Raw genomic sequence first — 19,708 nt, 5'->3', positions numbered from 1 at the left:
CATTAAGGAGGAGGTAAGCGTAGGATTTTTAATTTTAAAATTAAAATATTATTTCTTCTCTTCATTAAACCTCTGACTCTGATTTTTCTATTATTGATTTATAGTTCGATTGCTTCACCTGTTGTTAATGCTACATGAATGTTCCTCTCCTCTAAGTATTCGCTAAGTTTTAGCGCATTTCTTGGGCTTGAATGGACTATTAGTACATTGGTTTCGTCCTTAAAGTAATTAATGAAGTTAATTAACTCCTCTAGTCCACTATGTGCAGAGAAGTCGAACCAGTAAACCTTAGCGTTAACCTTGATTTCCTCATTATCAATCTTAGCCACCCCCTTGGTTAATAATTCGTATCCTGGTGAGTCTGGGGCTTGGTAACTAGGTAGTATTAGTGCATTCCTCCTATCGCCCCCAAGCCTCTTAAGGTAGTATACTGCTGCACCACCCTTAAGCATGCCGGCTGGCGTTATTATTATTGCTTGATCCTTTAGTGCATTCTTCCTGTAGTAATTACCCATTATTTCATTACTATACGCCAATGCCTTAGCGTATAGGTTAGGGTCCCTTAGGAATTGAGGATATTTACTTATTATCCTATTAGCTATCCTGGCTAAGCCATCAACGTATATTGGTACATCAGTGATGTTGTGTTTAATTAAGGTGAGGAGTAGCTCCTGCGTTCTACCAATGGTGAAGCTTGGTATTAAGACTGAGCCGCCTTCATCCAATGTGGTTTTAACAGCATTAATGAACTCCTCCTCAAGCTTCTCCCTAAGTGGATGCGTGCCGCCAGCATATGTTGCCTCCATTATTACTAAATCAATGTCCCTGGGTATTGAGTAGATGTCAGCCCCATTAAGTAGATTGGATTGCGAGAGGTTGAAATCCCCAGTGAAGAGTATCCTGGAGCCATCAATGTTTAGTAGCGTCATAATGCTACCTGGTACATGGCCGGCGTTCAGGAATGTTAATGAGTCACCATTTAAGTTAATCGTGTCGCCGAAGTTAACTGGATTAACCCTCCTTAAGGTATTCCTAACCTCCTCATCTTCATAGGGTAGGTAATAGCCGCTTAACTTAACGGTGTCCTTGAACATTATTTCAGCCAACTCGGCGGTTAGAGGGGTTGCGTAGAGTGGTGGTGATGCGCTAATGTATAATCCAGGCAATGCCCCACAGTGATCCAGGTGGGCGTGGCTAAGCACCACTGCTGAAAGGTCCCTTGGCCTAACGTGTAGTGGGAAAACTGGCTTACCCTCATCATCGAAGTTAACCCCATAGTCGAGTAGTATTGAGTTTCTTGAACCCTTAACTAGAATAGCCATCCTACCTACCTCACCGCCTCCACCAAGAACCTCAACAGTAACCATTGGTTAAACCAACCTTAAACAAGCCTGAGAATCAATAATATTAACCTTTCGCTGCTTCCCAGCTTTAAACCATGGTGAATGCGTAATTTAAGCATATTAAGCCTAATTGAGCTGAATTAAATACCATGAATGGTACACTTTACATTGTGGGTATTGGACTTGCACCTGGTCAAATAACTCAAGAGGCTATTGATGTACTTAGGGGTGTTGGTGCAGTGTTCGTTGAGGAGTATACATCAATGTTTGAAGTTAAGCCAAGTGAATACTTAACTAAGATAATAGGTAAGCCTGTGATACTGGTTAATAGGCGGGAATTGGAGGAGGGGAGTGGCGGCGCCTTAATTAAGGCTATTAAGGAGCATGGCTCTGCTGCCTTAGTCACAGTGGGTGACCCAATGTTAGCCACAACTCACTCGGCATTACTGGTTACTGCAGTTGAAATGGGCTTCAGGGTTAAGGTAATTAACGGCATTAGCATAGTGTGCTCAGCGGTGAGTCAGGCAGGTTTATCACCGTATAAGCTTGGCCCAGTGGCCACGGTGACGTACGAGAGAGGTGGGGTGTTGAGTAGGAGGGCTTATGACACGCTTTTAAGTAACCTAAGTAATGGGCTCCACACGCTTCTACTCCTTGATATTAAGGATGATGGTGGATTCATGAGTGTTAAGGAAGCTGTTGAAGTATTAACTAGGATTGAGGATGAGGTTAAGTTAGGTTTAATCAATGATGATTTAGCAGCAGTCTTCGAATCTAGGGTGGGTTGGGTTAATCAAGTTATTAAGGTTACCCCAGTGGTAAGGCCACCGAACCTAAGCCCACCCAGTGTAATAATAGTGCCTGGCCTACTTAATCCAGTTGAATCGGAGTTCCTTAAATTAATCCATGGTGCTGACGATGACCTACTTAGGAGGCATGTTAAGCAGGTTAAGTTGTTTTTAAGGAACCCATAGCCTCACTTAAAACCTCACTAACCCTTATTAACGCAGTGGACCAGGCTAATTCAGGGTTATTGAATTCACCTGGATCAATTACCAGTAGGTACATTGATTTACCATCATTAAATCTTAAATTAATGTACCTACTTCGCCTACTTAATAGTAGATCATAGAGCCTTGAGGTTGCCTCATCCTCATCATCGAACATTGTTCCTTTATTGAGGCCTGGGAAGATTAATATCCCTGTATCCACATTATGCTCATACATGTAGGCCATGACTTTAAACCGCCCAGCAGTTATGTAGCTTAGGTTAGTTGAGAACTTGCATTCAAGCACCACGCTGCGCCTATTCCTCACATATACGTCAGGCTTCCCTACAATACGCCTAACAGCCTCCTCATTGACTTCCCCTGTTAATTCATCAATCCTATTAATAATACCCATGCTGATTGGTTTATTAAACATTAATTGCACTGAATCACCTGTAATTGGATTAACGTAAAATGAGCCAGTACCCTTAATATACCCCATTCTCCTTAAAGCGGCATTCAGCAGTGCGTACACCAGTATCTCATATAGCCTCCATGATAATAAGACTAACGCATTACCACCCCTAATTCTACTACGCCCTACGTAAACGCCGCTGCGTAGGTACTTGGTTAGGGTTAGCGATTCATGGGCGATCCTTAACCATTCGGGTGCACTTAATGAAAGTTTACCATACTCCTCACTAATGGTGACCCCATAGTTAGCTTTAGGTAATGGAAATACCTTAGGCTTCAATACTTTAAGCAGCCTATTTAACCTACCTAGCCCCCTCTTTAATTCCAATGCTAATTCATCATTAGTGTTAAGGCTTAGTATTATCCTACTTAACTCACCTATGGTTAACCCAACCCTCTTAATCACCTTAATTGAGATTTCCCTAAGTAACATGTATTCTGGAGCCTTCAAGCTGGGTAGGTAGGTGATGTAGGAGTAGAGGCCCATTGGGTATGTTGCAATAGTGTGTGGTACACTTAATGAACCAAGCACCTCATTATCCTGCTTAATACTGAATTCCCTATACGTGAGCATGTCCTTAAGGGCGGAATTAATGGAGTGGTTAAGCATCCTTAAGGCTAGTGACGCAATCATTAACCTAACATATGCCCTAGTTAATTCATCAACCTTAACACCATTCTCCAACCCAATAAGCTCCTTAACACCGGCGTATGAGGATAAGTAGTATTTACTAACTAAGTGCGCTAAGTTCCTCAGCCTGAGCCTCCTCCGCCTACTCATTGTTATTCACCTTATTCTGCCTTCGAAATTCCTCTAAGCGTTCATCAATCTTATGAAGAACCCTAGTGCTCACCACACCTAGGGATGACTTTAAAGCCTCATTGAATTCTATTAAAAGTGCTTGTTCATCACTTGGATTTAATTCACCCACCTGCATCATTCCATTGACTACATGTAGTGCATTTAAAACAGCACCAGTTGATACGCAAACCTGCCTACTTAATTTACTATCACTCCTAAGGTACCTTATGTAATTAATTATACTGCCAAATGCCTTAATGGGGATGTTAAGCTTCAATGTATTAACTATACCTTCAACATCAGTAGTATTGGATGGGCATTTAACTTCAATCACCTGGAACCTCCTAACTAGGGCATTGCCGATTAGGAATAGGTTCCTTAAGTCAACTGCATTAATTACCGCTATTACCCTTAATTTCCTTAAGGCTTCATCCCCATACTTATCATAATTCCGTATGAATTCACCGGCCTCTTCATCAGCCTTATTACCATTAACCCATTCCCTAACCTCATTAATTAACTCACTGGGTAATTCCCAATCCTCTGGATTAGGGGACCGGAATATTGTAAAGAATTCACCGAAGGCCTTATCAACATCAGCCCTATTCAATTCATCTATTATTAGGAAGAAGGGTGAAGCCCCCAGCCCCTCTGCAGCCTTATTAAATGCCTTAATTAGAAAACCTGAAACCCACTTAACGGTACCATTCTCAATGGTTTCACCCCCAATTACATCTCTTCTAAACCAGAGGGAGTTAGCTGTCTTAATCATGTATCCTTTACTCCCTGAAATCACCTTAGCCAGTAACTCAGCTAACGTGGTCTTACCCATGCCTGGTGGGCCAACCAACATGACGTTACCCAGCAGGGCACTCACAATGAATCTACGTAATAACGCTTCATCAACCCCATGCAGCTTCCCTTTAATTTCACTTAATACTTCACTGATTAATCCCTTATTGAATCCTCCAGGTAATTGAGTACCTGGGGGGAATTGCTTAAACATGGTAGATTCTTCATAGAATTTAACCATGGCATCAACGGCATCATCATTTAATAACTCCTTAATCCTACTCCAAGTTAAGTTACTCTTCTCATTATTAAGGCAATTATTGGTTATTGTTAATATTTTTAAATCTCTTAGAATCTTATTAATAGTTAATTCATCCTTAACCCTGCTTAACTCTTTTTCAAATTCCCCATAATCATTATGCTTCAGCAGTAGGCTGCGGATTGAGTCATCAATCCACAATACCCTCATCCTCCACCTAATTAACCAACGCCTATCCTCATCCTCTATCCAGTACTTGAAGTTCCTATATACGTCAAAGTCAACATCAGTGATTAGCCCAAACCCAACATAGCCTAAATCACTTATGTAGAATAATCCAAGTAAAGGCTTAATGCTGTTAAGGTTCTTAATCTTGAAGCGGCTATCAATTAACCCATCCCTATACCGTTTAACCAATGCTGAAAAGGGAATACCAGTTAATTCATCAATACCCCTTGAGGAACTCCTTAAACTATCCCCCCATACCGTATAACCCCTCTCACCCTGCATGGAATATTTAAGCGACCAAAACCAATGCCTACCAGTACCTGAGAAAACACATATATTAGGTGAGGAGTCTCCATTAAGTTTCCTTAACCAGTTGAGTAATTTCCTTAAGTCAGCTAACTCCGTGAAGGGCTCTCTGTACATTAACCAGCCTCCATACACTATATTAATGCCTACCTAATGCTTTAAAGGNNGGCTATCGTTAAAGGAAACTTAGTTTTAAATGGCTAGGAGTGGACATATTAAGCCCCTACCTGAATTAATAATTGAGGCGCTAATGCAATGTAGTAGATGAAGAAATCAAGTGATTCCCCTCCTAGCCCTTTAGTGGGCTGTAAGCCTACTGGATAAGGCTGAGCTCAAATTAAGTGGAGCAGCATGGATGGGGCGTACTTCCTACATGTTAATGCATTTCATCGGGTTAGGATTGGTATAATGATGTTAGAGCCAGGGTGCTTATTCTACAGGGTTCAGTAAATGATGTTAAGAATGCTTTAATGCCTCTTTATGGGTCATGCTGCTTAGTAATAATCTTTATAAACATTATTCTGGTAAACTCATGTGGTTAGGAAAGTTAAGGATTACGTTGATGTAAGTAACCCGGAGGCGCTTAGGTTACTTGAGGATATTGTGACTAAGTACGGCTTAGAGTCACAGGTAATAAACATTACCTTAGATTACCTTAGGAGGTATAGGAAGGTTAGGCCTGAGGATGCTGAGGCCCTTATTAAGGAGTTAACGGGTAAGTATGGTTTAGCTAGGATTACTGCTATTCAAGTGGTTAACATTATGCCTTCAACTCCTGAGGAGCTTCAGGCGATAATAAGTGTTGAGAAGAGGCCCTTTAAGGAGGAGGATCTTAAGGAGATTGTGGACCTCCTTAACTCCTATAGGGCTAAGTCAGGGTGATTAATGGTGGTTAGGAAGGAGGATTACGCCTACGTCCTAGATATAATACCGCCTGAGGAGGCCTTAATGAAGGAGGCTGAGATTATTAGGAGGGGTTTCCCAAGGAGGGATACTTACCTACAGGTTATTGGAGAGGAGTACTTCACGCTCCTTGAGGTTACGCTTAAGCATGAGGCCACAGTGGAGGTTGGGGAGAGGGTTTACATTGGTAATGGGGTTAGGGATAAGGTTAATAAGATTGTTAGGAGGCTTAAGTATGATGAATTAACACCCCAGGCTAAGCAGGAGCTTGAGGCTATAGTTGAGAAGATTATTAAGGCTAGGGAGAAGTTCTTCATTGATTGGATTAATAAGGCTGGGCCACTCACACTTAAGCTACATAGCCTTGAGTTACTTAAGGGTATTGGTAAGAAGACCCTTAATCAGGTGCTTGAGGAGAGGGTTAAGAAGCCCTTTGAGAGTTTCGATGACTTTAAGAATAGGATTGGAATTAATGTGCAGAGGCTTATTATTGAGAGGGTTATAAGGGAGCTTCAGGGGAATGAGCAATACTACGTCTTCACAGCCCCACCCCCACCATAGATACTTTAAAAGCTGAGTATTAGCAGTTAGGCTTATGCTTAATGAGCCTGAGTTTAAGAATCCACCAACATGGTTTAGGGGTGTGCCGTTTTGGTCAATAAACGATAAGTTAAGCAGTGATGAATTAGTTAGGCAATTAAGGCTCCTCATTAATGGTGGATTCGGGGGCGGGTTCTTTCACGCTAGGGAGGGTTTATTAACCCCATTCTTAAGCAGTGAATGGTTTAAGGCCCTTAAGGTTACCGTGGAGGCTGCTTCAAGGGAGGGTGGATTTATTTGGCTTTACGATGAGGATAGGTGGCCCTCAGGCTTCGCTGGTGGTCATGTGCCAGCCCTTGGACCTGAGCATAGGGCTAAGTCAATAGTAATGTTAATCAACACTACGCCATTTAAGGGAAGTGACGTAGTGGCTGTATTCAAATGCACCTCAGGGGATGGCTTAATTCCAAGGGAGTGTAGGAGGGTTGATGAAGGTGAGGCTGAAGATGGCTACGTGTACTTAAGCTTCATTAGGCATGTTGCATCCCCTGGGGATCCATGGTACAGTGGCTTTAGTTATGTTGACTTACTTAATCCAAGTACTGTGGATAAGTTCATTGAAATAGCCTATAAGCCCCACGTGGAGGCTCTTAGGGATTACGTGGGTAAGGTTGTACCAGGCATATTCACTGATGAGCCTAACTTAACATCATCAAGGCCGCCTAGGAGGAGTCGATTAACACCAATGAGGGGTGCCCCCTTCCCCCAGTTCGCCTTACCTTGGAGTGATGTTTTCCCCGAGTACTTTAGGAGGGTTAATGGCTACGACATAGTTGATAAGTTGCCTGAATTATTCTTCAACATTGGTTCATACAATAAAACTAGGTACGATTACTGGAGGGCATTAACCATGCTCTTCGTTGAGAGCTTCAGTAGGAGGATTTATGAGTGGTGTGAGGCTAATGGCTTAAGGTTCACTGGGCATTACCTAATGGAGGATACCCTACTTTCTCAATTAGTGGTTGGGGCTGTTATGCCTCACTATGAGTACATGCATGTTCCTGGTATGGATCACCTAGGCTTAAGGACATGGGACATGTACCTAACGGTTAAGCAAGTGGCCAGTGTTGCTAATCAATTAGGTAAGGAGAGGGTATTGAGTGAAACCTACGGTGCCACTGGGCATCACCCAACCTTCGAGGATAGGAAATGGATTGGGGACTTCCTATACGCCCTAGGAGTTAACCTACTTAATCACCACCTGGTCCCCTACTCCCTGAGGGGTAGAAGGAAGGCTGACTATGGGTTAACAATACACTGGAGCCAACCATGGTGGCCCTATAATAGGGTTATTGAGGATTACTTCGCCAGGCTCAGTTACGTACTCTCACAGGGGGTTAGGTTAGTGGATGTATTAGTCCTGCATCCAATGGGTAGTGTTTGGGCAACCTACAGTCCAGTTAATGAGTCTGAGGCAATTACCATTAATGAATCATTAATGAATGTTCTTAAGGAGTTCGCTAGGATACATGTCGACTTTGAGCTTGGTGATGAGTTAATAATGGCTAAGTACGGTAATGTGGATAAGGGTGAGTTAACCATAGGTAGAGCAAGGTATAGGGTGGTGGTAATACCGCCGAGCTACACGATAGCCAACAGTACCATTAGCCTCCTCAGGAGGTTCATTGATAATGGTGGATTAGTAATAGCCATTAAGCCTCTCCCAACAATGATTGATGGCGTTGAATCACCTAGTATTAATGATTTCCTCAGTAGGGTTAAGGTCATTGATAATGCGGGTAAGCTTAATGATGCCCTAAGTAATGTTGAGAGGAGCATCATTATTAATAGCCCGAGTGATAATAGCGGTGACGTATTAACGCATGTTAGGAGAGTAGGTGATTCACTCGTGGCCTTTATGGCTAATACAAGTAGGGTTAAGGGGCATTATGTTGAGGTTGGTTTTAAGGGTTCATTCAAGGTTGAGGATTGGGATCCCTTAACAGGCAATATCAGTGATTACCCAGCATCGTTAAGGAATGGGTGGACATGGGTTAAGGTTAACCTTAATCCAGTTGAATCAAGGCTACTTGTACTTAAGCCAGGTGAACCAGTGGCTGAACGGAGTGTTAACTACGTTAAGGTTGGTGAGGTTAAGTTAAGTAGTGGTTGGGTTATGCGTAGGCTTAATCCAAATGTCCTAGTTCTAGATTACGCAAGAGTTAGGATTGGGAATGATTGGAGTGAACCAATGCCCATACCCAAGGTTAAGGAAACTATACTTAACCTCGGTATTGGTTCACCCTACTCAATTAGGTTTGAGGTTAATGTTGCCGAGAAGCTTCAGGGCGAGTTAAGCCTAGTTGTTGAGGATAATTATTTAAGGAGCATTAAGGTTAATGGTAGTGAATTAGATTTAAGTAAGCCGAAGGGGACTTGGCTTGACTGGAACTTCAAGGTCTATGATGTAGCAGGCTTAATTAAGGAGGGGGTTAACGTTATTGAGATTGAAGGTATTATGGGGCTGGAACCTGACTTAGAACCACTTTACATGCTTGGTGAATTCGCAGTGGAGGCTAAGCCAAGGGGTCAATCAATAATCCGCAGGGAGCAGCCAGTAGGTGGCTTAGGGGACTTAACTAAGCAGGGTTACCCATTCTACAGTGGTGTGATTGAATTAACTAGGGTAGTGAATATTAATGGAGGATTCAATAAGGTTGAGTTAGCGCTCAACTTCAATGCGGCATTAGCCATAGTGTACGTGAATGGTAATGAGGCAGCCAAGGTAATTCAAAGGGTTAGTAGCGTGGATGTAACTAAGTACGTTAAGCCTGGAAATAATGAAATTAAGGTAACACTAGTTGGAACACTGGGCAATACCCTTGGCCCACTTCATAGGAGGGGTGACTTAACCTTCGTTGGGCCTGAAACCTTCTACGTTATTAATGAGTCGTGGACTGATGAATACGTGTTAAGGCCCTTCGGCCTAGAGGACGCTAAGCTCACACTTTACCGCATAACATAGAATCTTAATGCCAGGAGTGGCTTAAGTCTTCATTGATTAACTCCCTTTAATTTATTTAATGTATTACCAAGCTCATTATTTCACTAACCTACTTTTATATGGAATCACCTTTCAGTAATTCATTAAACTCAAGTCTCAGTAATTTATGCTAATAATGCCTAGAAAACTTCACAATTCAATTAGGAGACTTAGCCCTTCCTTTAGGTGGGTGGGTTTTAATCTTCAATGTTGGATGTTATTGTAGTGTTGGTGTGCGGTGAACCTAATAGCCAATGAGCCCCAGCCCACCCAAATGCCGGCAGTGGGTACTGTATAAATAATGTAAGCTCCAGGAACAGAACCCCCGCCATTCAAGACAAGGAGCCACCAGCAGTAGAATTCCTAGCAATGCCTTATTAAGAAAATTCTAAACAACTCTTAACATGGGTTCAAAAGAACTAACCCCAATATGAGTCTAATCCATGGGCTTAGGTAAGTACTTCTTAAGCATTATTAATGAGTAAGTGAAGGTTAAAAAACCAACCCAAGTTTAATTTAAACAATCCTTCCTTGACTTAGGATCCTTGAATGCACTGCATTAATTACCATAGTTTTGGGACGCCAGAGTAGTGATAATATTAATACAGGATAATGTGGGATAATTGTTATTAGTAGTGGCTTCTTTCTCCTCATTGGAGTTTGGAGCGCTAGAGTCGAGGTAATGTTTATCCTTTGTAAATTTGCTTATTTTAGTGTCTTATTTGTTGACGCTTAATTTACTTCATGGATACTTATGTGTTTTTAGTTAATTAGGTTTCTTTCTTTAATTCAGCGTTTTACGGCTAGTTGCTTAACTTAGTGTTAAGTGGGAAGGTTGTGAGGTTAAGTTTAAAGTGTAGCCTATTTAGTGCAAGGGAGATGAGTAGGCTGAGTAGTGGTTTAATTTACTCTATTGCATTAGCCTTAGTGTGGGGTATTGCGTATCCACTTACGAGGTTAGCTGAAGCTTATGCTTCGCCTATGGTTATTTCAGTGATTAGGGTGGGTGCTGCCTCATTGCTCATGTATCCTTTAGCCAGAAGGCTTATAGTGAATTCTAAGATGCTCATAGTGTCAGTACTTAACATGGGGCTTTTCCTTGTTCTTATAAATATATCAATACTCTACTCTCCTAATCCAGGTTTAGCTGCATTAATGATATATACCCAGCCCCTCTTTGTGGCTATCTTTGAGTGGCTGATACTTAAACGTAGGTTAAGCTTAACTAGGATTGGGGGTGTTTTACTGGGTTTCGTGGGGGTCGCTGTGGCTTCCCTGAATTCAGTATCCATTGGCCTTGGGGTGATTGTTGGTTTGATGGCTGGTTTACTATGGGGCCTTGGGACAATACTCTATTCAATGTGGTTTAGGGATGTTGACTCTTTGGTGGCTAATGCATCATCATCAGTGTTATCAATACCGGTAACTGCATTGGCCTTACCCATTGATCCCACATTATCATTAACCCTTAAGGGCGCTTTACTTATTCTCCTAGTGGTGCTTGATGCTCAAATACTAGGCTTCATACTTTGGTTTAAGGCGATTGCCAGTGAGAGGCCGAGTACAGTATCCTCAATACTACTCTTAACACCAATACTAGCCCTCTACTTCAGTGCATTAATCGTTAAATCAAGTATAACGGTTTTTGAGGCTGTGGGCACTGTGGTTACGATTATTGGTTTACTTATGGTTGTTAGGTCCAGTTAATTAAATTGATGATGCCTTAACCCAAAGGCCCCTCTTACTATCCCACGTTAATTTACCTTCCCTAATCTGTTCATTTAAAGCGTCCTCAAGGCGCTTATAGAATTCCTCATCCTTCACCACAAATGTACCAGAGTAGACTGCATTAATCAACTCTTCATCACACTGCTTAACCATGCTTAGTGATGATTCAGGTGTGAGGAACCTGGCCTTAATTCTTAGGCCATTCATACTCTCCTCCCTAAAGCCCACTGGTGCATTATCGGCAATTATTATTAAGTCTATGGGTGGTTTAGGCTCCATTAAAAACGCTTCACCAGTAACCCATAATCCATACATTATAACTAATAATGGTTTTAATTCATTAAGTGAATTCACGTATTCTGAGGCAATATCCCAGGGATTAATAGCCATGACTAAGCTATGGCCTAGGGGTTTAATAAAAATTGGGTAATTCACAGATGCGTTACGAACCTCATTTAATGCACTCCACTCTTAATATGATGTACTTAAAATTCTTCAACTTTATGGGTTATGTAGCCTTCGCGGATTAGTAGTTGTACTCTTTATTCTTTAACTTCATTTAATTACTTAATATGTGGGTGTAATTCATTAATCCTCTTTAATGCAATCATTCCTTTAATTAGCATGAGAAATAACTGAGTTAGCTTAAATTACATCATAAGCGAATTAACCCTAAACAAAGAGGATAAGGTATTCAAATCAACAACCCATAAACCCCACCCAATACACCTTAAGGCAAGATGAAGCAAGAAGCTCCTTAGGGTGTAATTCATCATTTAGGTTTAGTTTAAATAATGCTGGGTAATTTGCCTTAATGAATGGGTATAGTAAACTTAATTACGTTAATTATCATTGGAGTGGCCTTAACCTTTACTGGTGGTTTACTGATCACCAATGCCTTAGAGTACATAGGTGGGAGGTCTAGGATTGGTGAATCATTCATTGGGGCAATTATATCACCCATCTTAACTTCAATGCCTGAATTAATAGTGTTTGCAGTGGCTCTTTACCTAGGTGGTGAATCTGGGCAGGATATTGGAATTGGGACAGTAATGGGTGAACCCTTCATGGTTTCTACAATCGTTTTCCCCTTCCTCTTCCTCTTCGTAATCATAGGTAAATTATTGGGGGTTAGGGATGATATGGTGCTTGAGGTTAATAAGGAATTAATAATACCTTACATACTCTTCACTGCGCTTTACCCAACCATACTGCTGCCAGCCATAATAAGTAGTATTATTGTGAAGTACATTGTAGCCTCACTACTTATTTTAACTTACTTAATTTACGTTAGGGTAATGTACTCCTTTCAGGGATTAACCATTGAGGATTATGAGGAGCCTTACTTATCGCTAATCATTAGTATAAATGGGCGTAAACTCGCCTTAGCCTTTACTCAGGCAGCTTTAGCCCTAGTGATCTTAATAGTTGGATCAAGGTTAATGGTTTACGCCATTAATGAAGCTTCCATTTTACTCTCTATTAATGCCTTATCATTAACAATAGTTATTGTTCCCTTAGCCACCATTTTACCTGAATCAATAATTGCAGTAATATGGGTGCTTAGGAATAGGGACACCATGGCTGTGGCGGCGTTAGTTGGTGAGAAGGTCCTTTACTCAACAATATACCCAGCGTTAGGCCTACTTCTAACTCATTGGAGGTTAACCTTAGGTGCATTATTAAGCGTGGCTGTAGTTGAGGCTATTTCAGTCATAATAATTTACCACATAGTGAGGAGGAGATTAACCCTGGACGTAGCGGTACTGGGTTTAATAGGTTATGCATCTTACATAATACTGGTGTTTCACTTAGCTTAATCATACCTTATTGAGAAATCTGTGAAATCCTCAACCCCATTATAAGGCTCCACCTCCACATTATTAATAACAGCGGCAGGTGGACCCCTCTTAGCTAGCTTGATTAATTCATTTACACGATCCTCCGGCCCACTAACCACTATTTCAACAGACTCACCATCAGGTAGATTCCTAACGTAACCTGTTAAGCCAAGGGCAGTGGCATAACGCCTAATGAATGACCTAAAACCCACCCCCTGTACGATGCCCTTAACAATTATCCTTAACTTAACCTTACTCCCCATTATAAACCCCCAGTTTAGGTTTAATTAATAATACACTTAAAACTATTACCTCATGTTTAAATTCATAGTAAGCTAAGTTAAATAAACCAGTTATAGCCCTTAACTGTAATGATCGTCAAGATAATGAATAAGAGGAATGGATTAAGCATAGTAGCTAGTGGTGAAGCCAATGGTTCCCTTCATACTGTTTTACCTAGGCATATTGCCGTTGAATTAGGTTTAACAATTGAGGGTGAGGTCACTATTGAATCATGCTGCTCATTAATTAAGGCTAATTATAGCCATGCTGATTTAATGATTGGCGATAAGTCCATACACACCCTTGTGCTTATATCGGATTATGTGGACGAGGTTATAATTGGTATTAGTGATTTAAAACTATTACAATAATTAGTATAATCATTACCGCAGTGATGATGAATATTTATGTTTTTATTTTAATATATTACTAAGCTGCATTAACGTTAAGATGATTCCTTATTACCCTCCTGCTTCTTCTCTTCCTCCTGAAGCTTCTGCAACTCTTCCTGAATCTCCTTCTCAATCTCCTCAATGGGCTTTGGTGGAGGTGTGGTTGCTAACGCATACCCTATCCACGCTAATATACCGAATACTGCAGCAATTGCTACAAAGCCTGTTAATTGAAGAACTATACGCCACCATGGGGTAGCGAAGACTAACCAACCGTAAGCCACTATTACCACCACTCCAACCACCATTAACGCAACACCTACTGCACTATCCCTACGCATTAGCGAGTAAGCATTGGGAATTAATAAGTATTACTCCAACCTCCTCACACATTCCTCAAATGTGTGGGTGGCTTTGCTTTTAATGTTTTACTTTATTTCAGCTTTTTCTTATTATTCATTTTATTTGCACAAAAGTGTATATATTGATGGGTGAATGTTGAGGATGATAAATACTCACGATGAGTAGGTATCCTTAAACGTAGGGCAACCCAATTATCCATTACCCATAAGTTAAAAGCCATAGGCTAGGTGAGGCAGTAAGCAGAAAAACCCTCCAGAAGAGAGTTAGCTTACCTCCCCATGAATCAGGAACCCGCTATGATAACCCTGAGGTTCGTAACTAGGAATCAACATAAAGTGAAGGAAGCTAGCTCAATACTTTCACGGTACGGCATAAACGTAGTGATGGAGAATTCAGTTAATAAAGTTGAGATCCAGAGTGATAGTTTAGAGGATATTGTTACTTATGCTCTTAAGTTGAATTGCATTAATTGGCTTGTTGTTGAGGATGATGGCTTATTCGTGGATTCCCTCAATGGTTTCCCTGGGCCCTACTCTGAGTACGTTTATAGGACGATAGGGTTAAGGGGCCTCCTGAGGCTTCTTCAAGGCTCGGAAGGAAGGAATGCTTACTTTAAGTCTGTTGTAGGCTTATGTATTAATAACGAGGTTAAGTTATTCACTGGTATTGTTAAGGGTAAGTTAAGTGAGGAACCAAGGGGCAGTGGTGGGTTTGGGTATGACCCAGTCTTCATTCCTGATGGCTATGACTTAACATTTGCGGAGATGGGTGAGGAGCTTAAGAATAAGCTATCACATAGATCAAGGGCTTTTAATAATCTAGCAGGCTACTTGACTAGGATCCTTGATTCAATACAGGGGGCTTAACTAATATATTCTTCGCCCTAAAGGTCACGCCACCAAACCACACAGGTACGCCCTGCATTGGGTTACCCTTACCACAGGTGCCAGCGTTGAAGGATAGGTCATTGGCAACAGCATCAACGCTGCTCCAAAGAGCCTTAGTAGTCAACTCCACGTACGGCATTAAAACTAATTCCCTTAATTCACCATTAATAATCCTATACGCCTCTAACCCACCATACCTACCAAACCACCTCCTATCATCAATATTCCACTCCTGGTAAGACACGAAGTATAATCCATTCTTAGTCTCCCTAATTAATTCCTCAGGCTTCCAGTCGCCTGGAGCTAGGTAAGTATTGGCCATTCTTGGTATGGGTTCCCTATTGAATTCACTTGCCCTGGCTGCGGCATTGCTATGTGTACCAAGGTATGATGCGTACTCCCTATTCATTAGGAATTCATTAATAATCCCCTTATTAACTAGAATCCTAGGCCTAGCTTTAACACCCTCCTCATCAACTAGGTAGTAACCGTAACTATTCGGTATTGTTGGATCATCAATTATAGTAACATGCTCACTTCCAATCCTCAAATTCCCTAAATCACTGGGCTTCATGTAGGATTCACCAGCCTCTGCCCCCTCCCTACCCATTATTCTATCTAACTCACTGGGGTGGCCTATTGATTCATGTACAAATATACCCGCTAATTCAGGTGAGAACACTACATCAAGCTTCTCCTCACTCTTAATTGGCTTCGCATTATCAATAATTTTAACTAATGCTTCCGCATTCCTCCTGGCATCATCCTCAATGCGGAGGGTCTTCGTTAATTCCCAACCACCACTGCCACCATATTGTTCACTCCTCTGTTGGCTAAGCCCCTTACTTGGGTCATGAGCCATAATTACCATGAACAATTCAAGCCTAGGAACCCTACTTTCCACTAATACGCCTTCACTATTAATTATAGTTTTCCTAGTCTCCATCATGCTTAAGTTAAGCATCCTAATTGATAACCTCTTATCAACGTTAATCACCTTATCCAAATCCACAAGATACTTCACCGCATCCTCCATTTGAACATCATTAAGTTTAACCTTCTCAACTACATCATACCTTAACGATGCTAGCTCACTGGGGGCTAATGAGGCACCCTTAGGCTTTAATATGGAGGCTGCCCTAGCCATCTTAAAGGCAATCTCAGCGAGCTCAATTGATGGGCTTGGCCCTGAGGAGAAGCCCCAAGCCCCATTGTAAAGTACCCTAACTGAATACCCTTCCGTTGAGTCTGTTGACGACACCTCCAATGCACCATTCCTAACCCTAATGCTCCTTTCAGAATCAGCCTGATACCTAACCTCAGCATATGAGGCACCTAGGCTGGTGGCCTTATCTAAAAGCCTCCTTAATTCATCCTCCATAAGTTCAGTATTCAGTTACAGCTTTTAATTATTCCTCATTAGCTCCCTGAATGCTAAATAGGCTCATGTTTATAAAACCTGAGTCAATAACCACCGGGGATTCGTATTGCCACAGTTAACCTGAAGGTGGTTAGAGGGCCTCAGGAGAGGCCGAGGAGTAAGTGGTCATCATTCATTGAGTGGTTTAATAAGGTAATAATGGATGCTGAGATATATGATTATAGGTATCCTGTTAAGGGAGCCTACATATGGAGGCCTTACGGTGTTGCAATTAGGCGTAATGTTGAGGCATTAATACGACGCCTGCATGATGAGGCAGGGCACCAGGAGGTATTATTCCCCATATTCATCCCCTATGAATTCTTCTCAAAGGAGAGTGAGCATATTAGGGGCTTTGAGAGTGAGGTGTTCTGGGTTAGTAAGGGTACTGGTGGTGAAGAGCGCCTTATATTGAGGCCAACCAGTGAGACCGCTATGATGCCCATGTTTAAGCTTTGGATAAGGGATCACACTGATTTACCACTAAGGGTATATCAAATAGTTAGTGTATTTCGCGCCGAAACAAAGATGACTCACCCAATGATTAGGCTTAGGGAGATTTCAATGTTTAAGGAGGCCCACACGGCTCATGCGGATAGGGATGATGCTGAGAGGCAGGTTAAGGAGGCTGTAAACATATATAGGAAAATCATGGATGAGTTGTGCATACCATACTTAATAAGTAGGAGGCCGGAATGGGATAAATTCGCTGGCGCCGTTTACACCATAGCCTTTGATACTATTATGCCTGATGGTAAGACCATGCAAATAGGTACTGTTCATTACCTAGGTGAGAATTTCTCAAGGGTATTTGATGTAAAGTACCTGGGTAAGGATGGGCAAATGCATTACGTACATACGACCAGTTATGGAATATCTGAAAGAATCATAGCATCAATGATTACAATTAATGGGGATGATAGGGGTTTACTTCTACCCCCAAGGTACGCCCCAATTCAAGTAATAATGATACCAATAATGTATGGGGAGGATCAGGATGTGTTAAACTACGTTAAGAATATGAGTGGTGAGTTACTTAATGCCGGCGTGAGGGTTCATGTTGATGATAGGAGGGATAAAACACCAGGTTGGAAGTTCTACTATTGGGAACTTAAGGGTGTACCCATTAGGTTAGAGGTGGGGCCAAGTGACGTCAAGGAGAATGTGGTCACATTAACTAGGAGGGATACCTTTGAGAAGTATGTTATACCGAGGGGTAATGTTGTTGAGGCTGTGAAGGAATTAATGAACACCATAGAGGATAATATGCGTAAATCAGCATGGGAGTGGTTAAGGAGTCACGTTAAGAGAAGTAGTAATGTAAGTGAAGCTAAGTCGCTACTTAATAAAGGTGGGGTGGTTGAGGTTCCGTGGAGTGGTGATGATGAATGCGGTAAGAGAATAATGGAGCTCACTGAATCAGATGCATTAGGTATACCGCTGGACATCAATGATACCCCAAGTGACCTTCATGATGCAGCCTGCAGTAATAAGAAGGCTGAGTATTGGCTTAGATTATCTAGGAGATACTAAGCTTTACCACCTTAATAAAATCTAACCTTAACCTTCCTACTTAAATCATTATACCTTAAGGCTATGAGAAGCAATTTAATTCAACCTGAGTACTCACCTCCTCATCACGATATAAGCTTCAACCCTGGTAAAAGAAGCAAGCATTGCCCTTCTAAGGATTGCATAGGAACCTTAAATTCACTTGCCGGGAACTGCATGAGCTGGTGTATTAGCCATTTATTTAGGTTACCTATTCAACATCGTGTAGAATGAGGGCAGTAAATTCACGGCGGATTTTTTGCCTTATTGTTAAGCTAGTGGTGGAATTCATTAAGCTGAGGCTCAGGAATACGGAAGTATGCTGCACAGTGATTTAAGCAGTGCATTAAACATAGTTAAGAAGGCAATAGGTGATGCAGTATCAGCAGTTAAGAAACAGCAATCAACCTTACCCAAAGAACAGGAAGAGGGTTTAGAAATATAGATATAAAGGGTATAGGATTATTACTTTTCGTGGTTAAGGGCTTGGAGTTGTTTGAGGTGCCAAGGCAGGTTGTTTTTGGGCCTAATGCCATAAGTAAGGTTTCCGAAGTGCTTACTTACCTTGGATTAAGGAGGGGCCTAATAATAACTGGTCATATTCATAGTAGGCATATTGCATCTAAGGTTAGCGAGCAGTGCGTTGATTGCCAGATAATTAGTGATGATGAAATTGAATTAAGTGATGTGGTGAAGGGTATGGGTGCCTTTTCTAATGTTGACTTCATAGCTGGTGTGGGTGGGGGTAGGGTTATTGATGTTAGTAAGGTTATAGCCTATAAGCTTGGTAAGCACTTAATATCAATCCCAACCGTGGCTAGCCATGATGGTATAGCGTCGCCATATATTTCATTCCTAATGCAGGATGATTTAAGTAAGTTAGGCATGGGTAAGGTTAAGAAAACTCCCCTGGCAATAATAGTGGATACAGGCATTGTGGCTGAGGCGCCTAGGGTTTTCCTACTCTCCGGTATCGGGGAATTACTGGGCAAGAAGGTGGCTTTAATGGATTGGAGGCTTGGCTATAGGATTAGGGGTGAGGACTACAGTGAATCAGCAGCCATGTTAGCCTTATCAAGCCACATGATAGTAATGAATAATGTAAGCGAGTTAACTAAACATGGTGAGGAAGAGGCTAGGATTGTTGTTAAGGCTTTATTAGGCTGTGGAGTGGCAATGGCTATAGCAGGTAGTACAAGGCCATGCAGTGGGTCTGAACACCTCTTTAGTCATTCTCTTGACTTACTGGCTAGGGAATATGGGGTGAAGCAGGCAATGCATGGTATGCAGGTTGCCTTGAGTTCAGTGGTTATGCTGTACCTACATGGCGCCAATTGGAGGAGGATAATGAAAATAATGAGAATGCTTGGTTTACCAACAAGCTTTAGAGAACTTGGATATGATAGGGAATTAGTTATTGAAGCATTAATGAATGCCCACAGGATTAGGCCCGACAGATATACAATACTTGGTTCAAATGGCTTAACCAGAGAAGCTGCTGAAGCAGCATTAGAACATACAGGCGTAATCACGTAGTTTTATCCCTTTACAACTGAAAGCCTCGC

At 41.7% G+C, this 19,708-nt stretch carries 19 protein-coding genes; 11 read left to right on the top strand and 8 right to left on the bottom strand.

The features are described from left to right. Window positions 1-98: 98 nt before the first annotated feature. Window positions 99-1,367 carry an MBL fold metallo-hydrolase gene (locus tag BP896_RS03090; protein WP_291765523.1) on the bottom strand — a complete coding sequence of 423 codons (1,269 nt, stop codon included), beginning with the start codon at window positions 1,365-1,367 and terminating at the stop codon, window positions 99-101. A 125-nt stretch (window positions 1,368-1,492) separates the two neighbouring features. On the opposite strand from BP896_RS03090, the gene dph5 reads away from it, so the two are divergent. Beyond that, a complete protein-coding gene (dph5, locus tag BP896_RS03085; protein WP_291765521.1) occupies window positions 1,493-2,317 on the top strand; it encodes a diphthine synthase in 825 nt (274 codons plus the stop codon). Here dph5 and BP896_RS03080 read toward each other — a convergent pair. Both BP896_RS03080 and BP896_RS03075 read right to left on the bottom strand, forming a co-directional pair. After that, window positions 2,292-3,587 carry a hypothetical protein gene (locus BP896_RS03080; RefSeq protein ID WP_291765519.1) on the bottom strand — a complete coding sequence of 432 codons (1,296 nt, stop codon included), beginning with the start codon at window positions 3,585-3,587 and terminating at the stop codon, window positions 2,292-2,294. The two genes, dph5 and BP896_RS03080, sit on opposite strands and share 26 nt — an antisense overlap. Beyond that, the gene (locus tag BP896_RS03075) at window positions 3,580-5,310 is read right to left on the bottom strand and encodes an AAA family ATPase (protein ID WP_291765517.1); all 1,731 of its coding nucleotides are present in this window, start codon (window positions 5,308-5,310) and stop codon (window positions 3,580-3,582) included. Before BP896_RS03075 ends, BP896_RS03080 begins: the two co-directional genes overlap by 8 nt. Window positions 5,311-5,727: 417 nt before the next feature. On the opposite strand from BP896_RS03075, the gene BP896_RS03070 reads away from it, so the two are divergent. From BP896_RS03070 to BP896_RS03060, 3 genes are read left to right on the top strand one after another with little or no spacing between them, the layout of a single operon-like run. Continuing rightward, a complete protein-coding gene (locus BP896_RS03070) occupies window positions 5,728-6,075 on the top strand; it encodes an RNA polymerase Rpb4 family protein (RefSeq protein ID WP_291765516.1) in 348 nt (115 codons plus the stop codon). Window positions 6,076-6,081: 6 nt separating this feature from the next. Further along, window positions 6,082-6,657 (top strand): DUF655 domain-containing protein, encoded by a 576-nt coding sequence (locus BP896_RS03065; protein ID WP_414633179.1) that lies wholly within the window; start codon window positions 6,082-6,084, stop codon window positions 6,655-6,657. A gap of 34 nt (window positions 6,658-6,691) precedes the next feature. After that, window positions 6,692-9,661, top strand: coding sequence for a glycosyl hydrolase (locus BP896_RS03060; protein WP_291765511.1), 2,970 nt, complete (start codon window positions 6,692-6,694; stop codon window positions 9,659-9,661). Window positions 9,662-9,876: 215 nt separating this feature from the next. Here BP896_RS03060 and BP896_RS03055 read toward each other — a convergent pair whose 3' ends face one another. Continuing rightward, window positions 9,877-10,011 carry a hypothetical protein gene (locus tag BP896_RS03055; RefSeq protein WP_291765509.1) on the bottom strand — a complete coding sequence of 45 codons (135 nt, stop codon included), beginning with the start codon at window positions 10,009-10,011 and terminating at the stop codon, window positions 9,877-9,879. Window positions 10,012-10,516: 505 nt separating this feature from the next. Here BP896_RS03055 and BP896_RS03050 point away from each other — a divergent pair. Beyond that, a complete protein-coding gene (locus BP896_RS03050) occupies window positions 10,517-11,386 on the top strand; it encodes a DMT family transporter (protein WP_291765508.1) in 870 nt (289 codons plus the stop codon). On the opposite strand, the gene BP896_RS03045 is transcribed toward BP896_RS03050, so the two are convergent. After that, window positions 11,387-11,797 (bottom strand): hypothetical protein, encoded by a 411-nt coding sequence (locus tag BP896_RS03045; RefSeq protein WP_291765506.1) that lies wholly within the window; start codon window positions 11,795-11,797, stop codon window positions 11,387-11,389. A 428-nt stretch (window positions 11,798-12,225) separates the two neighbouring features. Here BP896_RS03045 and BP896_RS03040 point away from each other — a divergent pair, with 428 nt between their 5' ends. Continuing rightward, complete coding sequence (locus BP896_RS03040) at window positions 12,226-13,227, top strand: sodium:calcium antiporter (RefSeq protein ID WP_291765503.1); 1,002 nt, start codon at window positions 12,226-12,228, stop codon at window positions 13,225-13,227. Here BP896_RS03040 and BP896_RS03035 read toward each other — a convergent pair. Further along, on the bottom strand, window positions 13,224-13,511 hold the full coding sequence (locus tag BP896_RS03035; protein ID WP_291765501.1) for an acylphosphatase: 288 nt from the start codon (window positions 13,509-13,511) through the stop codon (window positions 13,224-13,226). The genes BP896_RS03040 and BP896_RS03035 overlap by 4 nt on opposite strands. A 108-nt stretch (window positions 13,512-13,619) precedes the next feature. Here BP896_RS03035 and BP896_RS03030 point away from each other — a divergent pair, with 108 nt between their 5' ends. After that, entirely contained in the window at window positions 13,620-13,901 is a 282-nt protein-coding gene (locus BP896_RS03030) for a hypothetical protein (protein ID WP_291765499.1), read from the top strand. A gap of 74 nt (window positions 13,902-13,975) precedes the next feature. Here the strand turns inward: BP896_RS03030 and BP896_RS03025 are convergent, their stop codons facing one another. Then, a complete protein-coding gene (locus BP896_RS03025; RefSeq protein ID WP_291765497.1) occupies window positions 13,976-14,263 on the bottom strand; it encodes a transcriptional regulator in 288 nt (95 codons plus the stop codon). 321 nt (window positions 14,264-14,584) lie between these two features. Here BP896_RS03025 and BP896_RS03020 point away from each other — a divergent pair, with 321 nt between their 5' ends. Then, window positions 14,585-15,151: an XTP/dITP diphosphatase gene (locus BP896_RS03020; RefSeq protein WP_349681922.1), complete on the top strand. Its 567-nt coding sequence runs from the start codon at window positions 14,585-14,587 to the stop codon at window positions 15,149-15,151. Here BP896_RS03020 and BP896_RS03015 read toward each other — a convergent pair. Next, complete coding sequence (locus tag BP896_RS03015) at window positions 15,120-16,553, bottom strand: TldD/PmbA family protein (protein WP_291765492.1); 1,434 nt, start codon at window positions 16,551-16,553, stop codon at window positions 15,120-15,122. The two genes, BP896_RS03020 and BP896_RS03015, sit on opposite strands and share 32 nt — an antisense overlap. A 120-nt stretch (window positions 16,554-16,673) precedes the next feature. Between BP896_RS03015 and proS the strand changes: the two genes are divergently transcribed. The 3 genes from proS to BP896_RS03000 all read left to right on the top strand — a co-directional run bounded on the left by proS (window position 16,674) and on the right by BP896_RS03000 (window position 19,679). Beyond that, window positions 16,674-18,125, top strand: a complete 1,452-nt coding sequence (gene proS, locus BP896_RS03010; protein WP_291765525.1) for a proline--tRNA ligase — start codon at window positions 16,674-16,676, stop codon at window positions 18,123-18,125. Between the two features lie 337 nt (window positions 18,126-18,462). Next, window positions 18,463-18,588, top strand: a complete 126-nt coding sequence (locus tag BP896_RS03005; protein WP_291765489.1) for a hypothetical protein — start codon at window positions 18,463-18,465, stop codon at window positions 18,586-18,588. Between the two features lie 29 nt (window positions 18,589-18,617). Further along, window positions 18,618-19,679 (top strand): sn-glycerol-1-phosphate dehydrogenase, encoded by a 1,062-nt coding sequence (locus BP896_RS03000; RefSeq protein ID WP_291765487.1) that lies wholly within the window; start codon window positions 18,618-18,620, stop codon window positions 19,677-19,679. The last annotated feature ends 29 nt before the right edge of the window (window positions 19,680-19,708 follow it).

The organism is Caldivirga sp. UBA161, from assembly GCF_002506515.1.
Lineage (GTDB): Archaea > Thermoproteota > Thermoprotei > Thermoproteales > Thermocladiaceae > Caldivirga.
Note: the sequence above shows the minus strand (reverse complement) of the source record. Positions and strands in the feature narration are given on the sequence as shown.